The sequence below is a fragment of the Luteitalea sp. genome, assembly GCA_009377605.1.
In the GTDB taxonomy this organism is placed as follows: domain Bacteria; phylum Acidobacteriota; class Vicinamibacteria; order Vicinamibacterales; family Vicinamibacteraceae; genus WHTT01.
Map to the genome: position 1 here is coordinate 1 of WHTT01000017.1, position 12,321 is coordinate 12,321.

At 67.1% G+C, this 12,321-nt stretch carries 8 protein-coding genes; 4 read left to right on the top strand and 4 right to left on the bottom strand.

Annotated elements, in window-relative coordinates:
* Positions 1 to 250: 250 nt before the first annotated feature.
* On the top strand, positions 251 to 1,552 hold the full coding sequence (locus GEV06_07805) for a twin-arginine translocation signal domain-containing protein (protein ID MPZ17798.1): 1,302 nt from the start codon (positions 251 to 253) through the stop codon (positions 1,550 to 1,552).
* A gap of 148 nt (positions 1,553 to 1,700) precedes the next feature.
* Here the strand turns inward: GEV06_07805 and GEV06_07810 are convergent, their stop codons facing one another.
* Positions 1,701 to 4,922: a TonB-dependent receptor plug domain-containing protein gene (locus GEV06_07810; protein ID MPZ17799.1), complete on the bottom strand. Its 3,222-nt coding sequence runs from the start codon at positions 4,920 to 4,922 to the stop codon at positions 1,701 to 1,703.
* A gap of 262 nt (positions 4,923 to 5,184) precedes the next feature.
* Here GEV06_07810 and GEV06_07815 point away from each other — a divergent pair, with 262 nt between their 5' ends.
* Both GEV06_07815 and GEV06_07820 read left to right on the top strand, forming a co-directional pair.
* The gene (locus tag GEV06_07815; protein ID MPZ17800.1) at positions 5,185 to 6,483 is read left to right on the top strand and encodes an ROK family protein; all 1,299 of its coding nucleotides are present in this window, start codon (positions 5,185 to 5,187) and stop codon (positions 6,481 to 6,483) included.
* Positions 6,484 to 6,596: 113 nt separating this feature from the next.
* The gene (locus GEV06_07820) at positions 6,597 to 7,892 is read left to right on the top strand and encodes a M20/M25/M40 family metallo-hydrolase (GenBank protein ID MPZ17801.1); all 1,296 of its coding nucleotides are present in this window, start codon (positions 6,597 to 6,599) and stop codon (positions 7,890 to 7,892) included.
* Between the two features lie 42 nt (positions 7,893 to 7,934).
* On the opposite strand, the gene GEV06_07825 is transcribed toward GEV06_07820, so the two are convergent.
* Together GEV06_07825 and GEV06_07830 are read right to left on the bottom strand one after the other, a co-directional pair.
* Positions 7,935 to 8,873, bottom strand: coding sequence for a TIM barrel protein (locus GEV06_07825; GenBank protein ID MPZ17802.1), 939 nt, complete (start codon positions 8,871 to 8,873; stop codon positions 7,935 to 7,937).
* Positions 8,874 to 8,922: 49 nt separating this feature from the next.
* Positions 8,923 to 10,956, bottom strand: coding sequence for a YjhG/YagF family D-xylonate dehydratase (locus tag GEV06_07830; protein ID MPZ17803.1), 2,034 nt, complete (start codon positions 10,954 to 10,956; stop codon positions 8,923 to 8,925).
* Between the two features lie 173 nt (positions 10,957 to 11,129).
* On the opposite strand from GEV06_07830, the gene GEV06_07835 reads away from it, so the two are divergent.
* Positions 11,130 to 11,663 carry a DUF899 domain-containing protein gene (locus GEV06_07835; protein ID MPZ17804.1) on the top strand — a complete coding sequence of 178 codons (534 nt, stop codon included), beginning with the start codon at positions 11,130 to 11,132 and terminating at the stop codon, positions 11,661 to 11,663.
* 123 nt (positions 11,664 to 11,786) lie between these two features.
* Here the strand turns inward: GEV06_07835 and GEV06_07840 are convergent, their stop codons facing one another.
* Positions 11,787 to 12,263: a MarR family transcriptional regulator gene (locus GEV06_07840; protein MPZ17805.1), complete on the bottom strand. Its 477-nt coding sequence runs from the start codon at positions 12,261 to 12,263 to the stop codon at positions 11,787 to 11,789.
* Positions 12,264 to 12,321: the final 58 nt, after the last annotated feature.

The following is a 12,321-nucleotide window of genomic DNA, read 5'->3' on the forward strand; positions in this document are numbered from 1 at the left end:
CGTTCCCCTCCGCCGCCGGCAAGATCCTTCTGGAATCCGAAGGCTTCGAGATCCTCTTCCGCCGGTTCGAGCTGCAGCCGCTCCGGCGGAGGCCCTGAATGGATCGCGGCCGGCCGCGACGCGCTTCATCGCACCTTGACTTCGACGGAGCCGATGTATCACATTAGATGCCTCTTTATATTGCGGTACACAAGAAAGCTCCCAGCCCACTCGATCGGCCGGCGTACTGACATCGAAAGGATCGCGGACTATGAAGGGCTCCAACTCGACCAGACTCGCGTCGCTCTCCCGTCGTGATTTCCTCCGATCGTCGAGCGCCGCCGTCGTGACCGGCGCGCTCGCCAGCGCTAATCCGCCATCGGCGCGGGCGCAGGAAAGAAGCGACCTGCTGCGCGTCGGCCTCATCGGATGCGGCGGCCGCGGCATCGGCGCCGCGATGCAGGCGCTGGCGGCCGATCCGAACGTGAAGCTCACCGCCATGGGCGACGCCTTCGAGGACCGCCTGGAGCAGAGCCTGCGCCTCCTGCAGGGTAAGAGCGCCGCCGACAAGATCGATGTGCCGCCGGAGAGGCGGTTCGTCGGGTTCGATGCCTACCAGCGCGTCATCGACAGCGGCGTGGACGTCGTGCTGCTCGCCGAGCCGCCTCACTTCCGTCCGAGGCACCTGAAGGCGGCCATCGATGCCGGCAAGCACGTCTTCGCCGAGAAGCCGGTCGCCGTGGACGCTCCAGGCGTGCACGCCGTGCGCGCCATCTGCGAGGAGGCCAAGAAGAAGCACCTGTCGGTCGTCTCGGGGCTCTGCCTGCGCTCGTCGTACGGATTCCGGGAGACCGTCAAGCGAATCCACGACGGCGCCATCGGCGAGATCCGCGCGCTCCAGGCGAACGACTATCGCGGCCCCATCTGGGTCAAGCCGCGCGAGGCCGGCTGGAGCGACATGGAATGGCAGATGCGCAACTGGTACTACTTCACCTGGCTCTCCGGAGATTTCAACGTCGAGCAGCACGTGCATTATCTGGACGTCTGCGCCTGGCTCATGAACGGTGAGTATCCGGTCAGCGCGATCGGGATGGGCGGCCGCCAGGCCCGTACGGGGGCCGAGTACGGCAATATCTACGACCACCACTCGGTGATCTACGAATACGCCAACGGCGCCAAGCTGTTCTCCAACTGCCGGCAGCAGGAGGGCTGCCGCAACGAGATCAGTTGTTATGCCCTGGGCTCGAAGGGGACGGCCGAGGTCTCGGAGCAGAGGCTGACGATCGACGCCGGGAAGCGCTGGGTCTACGAGGGGAAGAAGAACAACATCTACCAGACCGAGCACGACGAGCTCTTCGCCAGCATCCGCAGCGGCACGCCCATCAACAACGGCGACTACATGGCCAAGAGCACGCTGCTCGCCATCATGGGCCGCATGGCCACGTATACGGGCCAGCTGGTCACCTGGGAACAGGCCATGAGCTCGCAGGAGGATCTCACGCCGGCGAAGTACGAGTGGAGCGACATCCCCACGCCGTCAGTGGCGATCCCCGGCGTCACCGCGCTCTCATGAGCGCGCTGCGGCCGCGAGCGCGCCGGCCGCGTCGAGCTCGGCGAGCGCGACGGGACGCCCTTCCGCGGCCGACAGGTCCGCCGCGAAGACCACTTTGTGGGTTCTCGCCGCCGTGTTGAAGTCGCTCGTGACCTGTCCAGCGCCGAGCTTACCAGAGAACCTTGAGACCGAGCTGAATCTCCCGACCGGCGCCGGCCGTCGTGATCTGCCCGAAGCGCGCGGAGCTCAGGCCCGTGTCAGGATTGCCGAAGTTCGGCCGGTTGAACAGATTGAAGAATTCGGCGCGAACCTGGAGGCGGGCGCCCGGCGTGAGCGGCAGGGGGAGATCCTTCAGGATCGCCAGGTCGACGATCGCGCTTCCCGGTCCGCTGAGCAGCCCCTTTCCGGCGTTCCCGTACGTTCCGATGTCAGGCATCGCGAACGCCGCGGTGTCGAAGTACTCGGTGATCTGGTCGTGCCGCGAGCCGTGCTCCCGCGCCGGATTCGCGAGCGCCATGGGATGCTGGTCGCTGACCCCGTCCAGCGCGCGATCCTCTCCCGTGAAGAACTCCAGCGGGCTCCCGGTGGCGAGCCGCACGATCGGCCCGAGCTGCCAGCCGGCGAAGATCGTATCGGCGAACCCGCTGAAGGTCCCGAGCTCGATGGGCGTCCAGAGCGCGGAGATCGTGGCGACGTGGCGGCGATCGAACTCTGCGAGCCCCTGCTCCGACTCCGCCAGCAGGAATGGGTTTGGCGTGTCGCCGCCCAGCGTGAAGGTGGAGTTCTGGTCGATCGCTTTGGAGAACGTGTACGACCCCAGGATCGACAGTCCGTCGCGCAGGCGGCGATTCACCTGCACCTCCAGGCCGTGGTACCACGAGTCGAACATGCTCCTCAGCATCAGGTTGCCGGAGGTCCCGTAGATGCCCGGACTGTGAAGCGCGCGCTCGTCGACGTTCTCGAGCGTCGACAGCGGATTGCCATCCTCGTCGGTGCCGGGAATGAAGATGGCGGGGTTCCACGGCACGAAGGCCTGCTGCTTCTTCCCGATCTTGCCGATGTAGTCGATCGAGATGCCGAGGTCCTCGGTCAGTTGACGTTGGATGCCCACGTTCCAGTGGTAGAAGTACGGCGTGCGCAGCTCGAGATCGGTGAAGAGTCCGGTGACGGGACGGCTGAAGATGCCCTGAGACGGGTCCGGCTGGACGTCGGACGGCGGCAGGGGCCCGGACGCGCCCGCGTTGGGCGCTCCCAATCGGCCGTTGACCAGCGTGCGCGTGCTCGAGAACGGCGGGTTCACCTGCGCGAGCGTGTCGGCATTGCCGGTGTCGTAGAAGACGCCGCCCCCGGCGCGCAGGCTGGTCGTCCCATCGCCGAAGACGTCCCACGCCAGACCGAGGCGCGGAGCGAAGTTGTTCTTGTCCGCCTCCACCAGTCCCGCCGGCAGATCGTAGTTGGCGAAGAGGTACCCCGGCGGCACATTCGGTATGGGAGCGGACGTCTGGTGATCCGCGATCGGGAACGCGACCGTCGACAGCGCCAGCTCGCGTTTGTCGTTCCAGGGCGACGGCAGCTCGTAGCGCATTCCCAGGGTGAGCGTCAGCCGCGGATGCGCGCGCCACTCGTCCTGAAAGTAGAAGCTCCAGTGCCAGGGCTGAACGGTATCGTTCTGGCGAAGACCGAAGCTGACGTTCGCCTCGCGCCACGCGCCCATCATGAAGTCGAGCATCGGGTCGCCCGAGCGCGCACCGTTGAAGGTGAACGACGGCGGCGACAGCCATCCCTGGAAGAACGTCAGCCGATAGAGCTCGCCCCCGAACTTGAGCGTGTGGCTGCCTTTGATCCAGGTGAGCTTCTCCGCGATGCTGTAGGCGTCCGACCTGTTGGTGAAGCCGTTGTCGGAGCTCAGCGAGAAGTGGCCCGACACCGAGAACTGCGGCGAGCCCTGGGGATGGTAGTTTGGAAAGTCCATCCCGATCGCGTCGAAGCCGCGATCGACCAGCGGATCGTTCGCCTGCGTCGTGCGCGTGAAGCCGACGGTCGTCTCGGCGAGCAGGTTCGGCTTAATCGTGTAGAGGTGGTTCACGCCGACATTCCAGATGTCCGCGTCGCTCGCATACGCGCCCCATTCGGGAATGTTCCCCGCCAGTCGGGTGGGCCGCTCGTTCCTGTTCCAGTAGAGATGCCAGAACACGCTCTGGCGCTCGTTCACCTGAACGTCGTTCCTCAACAGCACGAGGTTGTTGTCGTTCGGGTTGGGATTGTTCGTGACCAGACGGCCGTCGGGCGTGTTGGGCAGCGGCAGCGTCTCGAGCCGCGCGACGCTGACGGGATCGAAGAGCGCCGGGTCGATCCGGTTGTTCGGGAGCGGGTCGCCGGTGAACGGGTTCACCAGCTGCGCCGTCCGGTCGGAGAAGTTCCCTGCCCGCTCGGCCGCTGTGGGCGGAAAGGCATCGGTAGACGAGGGCTCCGGCCGATCGCGGAACCCCTCATAGGCGCCGAACAGGAAGACCTTGCCGGGCACGATGGGGCCGCCCGCGGCGAATCCGAACTGATTCTGCGTCCGCTCCGGCTTGGTCGTGTCGAAAAAGCTCCTGGCGTTCAACCCGTCGTTGCGATGGAACTCCCAGATCGATCCGTGGAACTCGTTGGTCCCCCGGCGGCTGACGACGCTGACCGTCGCGCCGGCATTGCGCCCGTCGGCCGCGCCGAAGTTGTTGGTCTTGATGCGGAACTCCCGAACGGCGTCCGGCGGAGGCGGATTCAGCCCGGTGTTCCTGGACGGATTGTTGAAGTACGTGCCGTTCAGCGTGAAGAAGTTCTGATTGGCGCGGCCGCCGTGGACCGTCAGCCGCGGGCCGCCGCGGGTGTCTTCCTGGATCTGCGGGGCGTGTACCGTCGAGACGCCGGGGAGCAGCTTGGCGAACTCGATGACGTTGCGCCCGCTCAGTGGAAGGTCGGTCATGCGCTTGTCGTCGACGAGACCGGAGATCTCCGCCGTGCGCGTGTCGACGACGGATCCTCTGCCCTCCACCGTGACGGAGTCGGACAGCTCGCCCACGTCCAGCGTCGCGTCCACGCGAACCGTCTGTCCCACGGACACCTCGACGCCGCGCTGTTCGTAGCGCCTGAATCCGGACAATTCGGCAACGATGACGTACGTGCCCGGCGGAAGGGCGTCGAATCGGTAGTAGCCCTGCTCACCGGTGACGGCATGCCGGACGAGTCCCGTCTCGGCCTCCGACGCCGTGACGCTCACACCCGGAATCGATGCCTGGGTCGTGTCCGTCACCGTCCCGTGAACCCCACCCGTGACCGTCTGAGCGGGTGCGTATGGCGGCACGGCAACGGCACACGTCAGAACAATGACAACGCTGACAATTGCACGCACGAGGCCCCCCCTGGCAAACTTTCATGTACACCGCAATATTATGGCCGTGAAAAACTAACAAACGCGCTGGGGGAAGTCAATACAGCCGCGCCAGCCCCAGCCCGGCGCAGCCGTGTGCGGTCATCTTGCCAGATCACGACACCGCGCTCGGGCCGACCGCTCGGGGCACGCGTCAGACGCACGCGACAACGCACGCGTCAGACGCTTGACGCCTCCCGGGCAATGCCCTAGGCTTTCTTGCATTATCAACGAAAGCGCATGCATGCATCCCCCGTCGAAGAGACAGCAGATCCTGCGGCCGAACGAGATCCGCCGGAACAACCGGGCGGTCGTCCTGCGCATGCTCCGGCAGTCGGGCCGGCTTTCGCGGGCCGAGATCGCGCGCGGCAGCGGCCTTTCCGAGGGCACGATCTCGCGTATCGTCGCCGATCTGATCGCAGACTCGCTGGTCGTCGAGGACGGCGCCGAGAACTCGACCGGCGGCCGTCCCGGAACCTGTCTGCAGCTCGCGCAGGACCGCTTCGGGATCGGCGTCAACATCGAGACGTGGGAAACGCGCTTCTCGGTCGCCAACCTGCGCGGCCGCATCGTCGAGAGCAAGGCCGTGCGGACGCCGCCGGCCCCCGACCGGACGCTGGAGGTGATCGCGGCGCAGTTTCGTGCCTATCAGGCGCAATACGGCGCCGACCGGCTCGAGGGCCTGGGCGTGACGGCGCGAGGCATCGTCGACAGCCACTCGGGCGTCGTCAAGATGGGCAACGATCCGCGCTGGCGGCGCGTTCCAGTGCGCGAGCCCCTGCAGCGCAAGCTCGGCGTTCGGGTGGACGTGGAGAACAACGCGCGCGCCGCCGCCGTGGCCGAGTATCACTACACGAACCCCGACCTGCACAACTGCCGCTGCGTGCTGTTCGTCATGGTCACCGAGGGGTTCGGCGTCGGCATCATCCTCGACGGAAGACTCTACACGGGGCCGCACATGGCGGCCGGCGAGTTCGGCCAGATGGTCGTCGCCGACGTCGGCGACTCCGAGCCTCACGATCGGCGCGGATGCCTGGAGCAGCTCGTCTCGAACCAGGCCATCTGCGCCCGCTACGCGGCGCTCACCTCCGACACCGCAGCCAACACTTCCGGCGATAGCTCCGCGCGTGTGCGTAGGATCTGTCAAGCGGCCATCAACGGCGATCCCCAGGCGCACGAGGCGCTGCGCGAGACGGCTCGCTACCTCGGTCTGGGCATCGCGAATCTCATGTGGGGCCTGGACCCCGACGCCGTGATCCTCTGGTCGACGATGGACCTGGTCTGGCCGATACTCCTGCCGCTCATCCAGCAGCAGCTCCCGGATCTCGGCCACGGACCGAGCTTCCGGAGCGTGCAGATCCGCCTTTCGATGCTGGGCGAACAGTGCGCGGCCGTTGGCGCAGCGACCCTTCCGTTCAGTTCCTTGTTCAACGCCGGTGAGAGCGCCCGAACGCCTGGCGCGGCGGTGAGGCCAATAGAGCGTCAGGACCGCAGGACGCACGCACGGAGCCACCGGCTGTCGACGGGCGGCTCTCGCCCCTGAGGATGGTCGACGCCAGACGACAGGGCGGCGGGTGAGAGCGGCCCGACCGCCGCGCGGCCGCGTGGGCCTGGCGTCCGACCGGCACGGCGTCCCCTATTGGTAGTCGACAATCCATGACCAATCTCGAGCGATCACTCAACGCGTACGTCGACACTCATGCCTCGCGGCTGGTCGAGATCTCGCGCGATCTCGTAAGTCTGCCGTCGGAAAACAGGGCGCCGCACGGCGACGAAGCGTCCTGTCAGCGCTACGTCGCCGACCTGCTCCGGCGCTGCGGCTGCGACCCGATCCTCTACACGCCCGACGAAGCCCCCGGCATCCGATCGCATCCGCTCTACTGGCCGGGACGCGACTACCGCAACCGTCCCAACGTCGGCGCGCGCCGTGCCGGCACGCGGCACGGCCGCTCGCTCCTGCTCTCGGGTCACATCGACACCGTGCCCGTGGGATCCGCCCCGTGGACCCGCGATCCCTTCGGCGGCGAGATCGACGGCAACCGGCTCTATGGCCGCGGCGCGAACGACATGAAGGGTGGCATTGCGGTCAACCTGTTCGTTGTCGAGGCGCTGGCCGGCATGCGGCTCGAGCTCGCCGGCGATCTCCTGTTCGAGAGCGTGGTGGACGAGGAGTTCGGCGGCGTCAACGGCACGCTTGCCGGACGCTTGATGGGCTTCCAGGCGGACGCCGCGGTCATCTCCGAGCCTTCCTTCCTCCGCATCTGTCCCGCCCAGCGCGGCGGGCGGACCGTCGATCTCACGTTCCACGCGCCCAACCACGGCATCCTCGCCCCGGACGGGAACGATCCCCGCGTCGTCCGCCAGCTCACCACGTTTCTCGCGGCGCTCGACGACTTCAAGCGCGCGCGGCGCCAGGCGCGCATCCATCCACTGTATGCGGCGGCCGCCGAGCCGGTCCCGGTGCACGTCACGCGGATCTCCACGGCGCCCTGGGGTACGTCCGAGCCGACCAACACGCCGGCCTCCTGCCGGCTGCAGCTCTTCTGGCACACGATGCCGGGCGAGGATGTCGAGCGGATCGACAGGCAGTTCTTCGAGTGGCTCGACGCGCTCGTGGCAGCGCACCCCGACACGTTCACGGCCCGGCCGCAGGTGGACTATCCGATTCGGTGGCTGCCCGCGTCTGCCATCGACGTCTCCGAGCCACTCGTCACCGAGCTCGAGGCGGCGGCCACCGCGCTGCTTGACGAGCGGCCCAGGATTGAGGCCATCGAGAGCCCCTGCGACATGTATGTCTTCCATCAGCTCGGCGTGCCGGCCGTCCTCTGGGGGCCGAGCGGCGGCAACACGCACAGCACCGACGAGTACGTCGAGATCGACTCGCTCGTTCGGGCGGCCAAGGCGCTCCTCGGGCTCGTGTGCCGGTGGTGTGACGTGATTCGATCGGCTTGAACTGCTCGAGCGGCGCGGCCTCGCCATCGACCAGCGCGGTGTCTACGCGTTCTGGAGCCCTCGAATCACGAGCTCCAGGTATTCGCGCGCGATGCGGGCCAGGTTGTCCACGCCTTCCGGCGTCGAAGGACGCGGGATGACGGGGGCGAAGATGTTCTCGCAGGCGAGCGGCATGTCCAGGCCGGTGAACGCAACGGGGGCCAGCAGACGGTAGTGATCGATCTCGCCGAAGCCTGGCCCGCAGTCCTGGTCCTCCGGATAGTTGCGGTGATCCTTGATGCAGAAGCTTCGAATCACGTCCGCGCACTTCCGCACGTCGGGAATCGGGTCGACGTTCAGGTAGTCCATGACGTTGCCCGCGTCGTAGTTCACGCGCACGGCCTCGTGGCCCACTTCACGAACGATCTTCGCGGTGGCCTCTCCCGTGCCGGTCTCGCCGCCATGCTGTTTGACGACCACGGTCACGCCCGCCGACGTCGCAAACGGACCGAGCTCCTGGAGGTTCTCGATCCACTGGCGATACTTCCCCTTCTCCGTGTGACCGAAGGTCAGCACCTGCGGAATGCCGGCGGCCTCGGCCTGCTCGATCCGACGTTTGTGGGCCTCCACGGCGCCGTCGGCCTCGACGTAGATGCCTGCGAACATCATCACGGGCTCCAGTCCCAGGTCTCGACAGCGATCGCCCAGCTTCCGAGCGTCGGCCGGCTTGGCGTCCGGTGCAACGACCGGCACCTTCCCTGACGTTTCGACGTGCGTGGTCCCCCACGCCACGTACTTGTAGCCGCCGGCCGCGATGCCCTCCAACGCTCTCTGGAGAGGGAACCTTGCGTACGGCAAGGTCATGCAGGCGATCTGGAAGCGCGTCGGCTTCTGGCCCTGCGTCGCAATGCCAGGCGCGGCGCCGGCACGGGAAGCTCGCGGCATGGCCAGCAGCGACAGACCTGCCGGCGTGTCGATCAGGAAGCGTCGTCGGGTCATCATAGAGGCGCATTATAGACGGCGCCTCGACGTCACCGAGGTGGAGAGCTAGCTACATATCTGGGGAGGGGAAGAGAGTCCGTGTAACGAGACGTGAAGACCGCTCAATCAGCGACGAGGGATGATCGCTCGTGGGAGGTGCACCTCGAGGCGTCGCCGCTTCCGCGAGCGCGGCCTCCAGCAGGCTCGTGATCCGATCGGTGTCGTACACGCAGCCGCCCCACGTCCCACCGCTCGCTTTCTGCAGCCCGGCCCAGAGACGCGTATCGGCCGGCACGCGTGAATCGCGCTGCAGGTCTGGGTGTGGCGGCCGGGCTGCCAGCGCGTGCGAAGGGGGATCGACGATATCAGCGGTTCCCTCGAGCGCGCGCGTGTCGATGCGCAGCCTGATCGTATCGCCGTCCCGGACGCGCCCGATCGGACCTCCCGCCCACGCCTCCGGGCTCACGTGGCCGATGCACGCGCCGGTCGAGACGCCCGAGAAGCGTCCGTCGGTGAGGAGGGCGATCTTGTCGCCGTCGCGCAGGTGCTTGAGCGCCGAGGTGATCTGATAGGTCTCCGGCATGCCGATCCCCGGCCCCACGCCGATGAGCACCATGACGTCGCCGGGTTGAACGGCGCCGGCCTTCACGGCGGCGATGGCCGCCTCCTCCGTCGCAAACACCCGTGCCGGTCCCTCGTGGAAGAAGATGCCGTCGGCACCCACGCGGTCCCGCGCGATGGCGGTGCTCTTGACCAACGCCCCTTCTGGCGCGAGGCTGCCGCGCACGAACGTGATTGTGCTGGTCAGCCCGCATGCATGCGCCCGCGCCGGGCCCATGATGACGTCATCCGGATCGACGCCGTCGAGCGCGTGTAGCCTGTCGCGCAGCCGGCGGCGCCGATCGCTCGCTTCCCACCACGTGAGGTTCTCCTCGAGCGTGCGGCCGCTGACCGTGCGCGCCCCGAGCCGCAGGAGCCCGGCATCGCGCAGATGCAGCATCACCTCCGGCACACCGCCGGCGAGAAACACCTGCACCGTGGCGAAGTGCCGCGGTCCGTTCGGGAGGACGTCGACGAGCCTCGGGATGGTGCCGTTGACACGCGCCCAGTCGTCCACCGTCGGCCGGGGCAGGCCTGCGGCATGCGCAAAGGCGGGCACATGCAGCACGAGGTTCGTGGAGCCGCCGATGGCCGCATGGAGCACCATGGCGTTGTGCAGCGAGTCCTCGGTCAGAAGGCCGCCAGTCGTGGACCCGCGCTGCTCGAGCGCCAGGAGGGCGAGCGCCGATCGATGGGCGAGGTCCCGCCAGATCGGAGCGCCGGACGGAGCGAGCGCGCCGTGCGGCAGCGTGAGCCCGAGCGCTTCACCGACGGCCTGCGTCGTGGCGGCCGTCCCCATGAACTGGCAGCCGCCGCCTGGGGATCCACAGGCGCGACATCCCATCTCCGCGGCGTGGTCGAGCGTGACCTCGCCGCGCGCAAAGCGGGCGGCGAGGGTCTGCACGGTGCCGGCGTCTTCACCGCCGTCAGCCAGAAGCGTCACACCGCCCGGTACGAGCACCGCCGGGAGATCGGGCGTTCCGGCCAGCGCCATGATCATCGCCGGCAGGCCCTTGTCACACGTCGCCACGCCCAGCACGCCACGACGCGTCGGCAGCGAGCGGATCAGCCGCCGGAGCACGACCGCGGCATCGTTGCGATACGGCAGGCTGTCGAGCATGCCGGCCGTGCCGTTGGTCCGCCCGTCGCAGGGGTCACTGACGTACGCGGCAAAGGGCACCGCGTCCGCGGCCGCCAGCGTGCGGGCCGCCTCCTCCATGAGCAGGCCGACCTCCCAGTGCCCCGTGTGGTAGCCGAGCGCGATGGGCGTACCGTCCGGCGCCCGTATGCCGCCTTGGGTGCTGAGGATCAGGAATGGCTTGCCGAGCATCCGCGCCGGATTCCAGCCCATGCCGGCGTTCTGCGTCCAGCCGAAGAGATCGCCGCTGGCCATTCCGCGCAGTTGATCCGGCTGGAGCGGCAGGCGACCGCTGGGACCGGACGCCCTCGTCTGCAGCGCATAGATCGACTCGTCGGCTGAATCCAGGATGGGATCGCGCATCATACGACTCGAGCCCCTCAGAGCGAGAAGCTCGACTCACTGTATCAAGTTTCCCGCGTGGGACCGACCGCGCGCCCGTCGGCCGACCTCGTCGATACGAGCGTTCCTCCGACCACATCGCCGGCAGGGTGCTGTGCGATCATGTTGAATCACTGTATGTGCGAGGAGTTGAGACGATGACGAAGCCGAGGAGCCTCCCCAAAGTCGTGTCGCGAGAGGAGTGGCGTGCAGCGCGTGAGGCGCTGCTCGCCAACGAGAAGGCGCACACCCGCGCGGGCGACGCGTTGAACGCCGAGCGTCGCCGGCTGCCGATGGTCAAGATCGAGAAGAAGTACGTCTTCGCAGGACCACACGGCGAGGCGACCCTCGTGGACCTATTCGAGGGCCGCCGCCAGCTCGTCCTCTACCACTTCATGTTCGGCCCCAATCAGAACGAGGGCTGTGACGGTTGCTCGATGGTGGTGGACAACATGGGACACCCGGCCCACCTGCATGCCTGCGACATCACACGCGTGCTCGTCTCACGGGCATCGCTCGAGAGGATCGAGCCGTTCAAGACACGGATGGGTTGGACGATCCCTTGGTATTCCTCGTACGGAAGCGACTTCAACCACGACTTCGGCGTCGGGCCCGAGCGCCCGCAAGCGGGTGTCTATCAGGACGGTGAGATGTTCGGCATGAGCGTCTTCCTGCGCGACGGTATCATGTAGCGCACGGTTATTCGCTCCTTGTCGGCCGCTTCACTCCGGGTCAGCTTGCGGGGCTGCCCGGTGATCGGCCTCTATTCTGACGTCGATCGAGGAGCGCCGAAATCGACACGCGGCCGAAAGCGGTCAGGCTCGCTGTACAGCTTGACCGTTGGCCTCCAGCTTGCGGCGGAGCGCCATCATGACGCGGCGGGTCGTTTCTATGTCCTTGACCAACAGTCCGTCCGACAGGCTGTTGATCCAGGGAGCCTGCAGGCGCATGGCGGCGTCGAACGTCTGGCTTCCCTTCTTGGTCAGAACCACGAGTTGCGCCCGCCGGTGATGCGGGTTCGCCTCGAATGCGACGAGGCCGCTTCTCTGCAGGTCGTTGACGATTCGCTGGACATTCTGCCGGTTGGCGCCCAGGTTGCGGGCGAGCCAGGCCACCGGCTGTGGGCGTTCGGCGGCGACGATGGCGCCGAGGATCTGCCAGCGGGCGCTCGTCAGCCCCAGCCGCGCCACCAGCCGATCGCCCGCAGTCAGCACCAGGTTGTTGAGCCTGAAGAGGTCGAGGATCAGGCCGGTCAGGGCGTCGCCCGCTGGCGTTCGCTTGGCCTTCGTCATAGTCACTATAGAACTCTATTGACATTATGATGTCAATAGTCTATTGTCATCCATGATG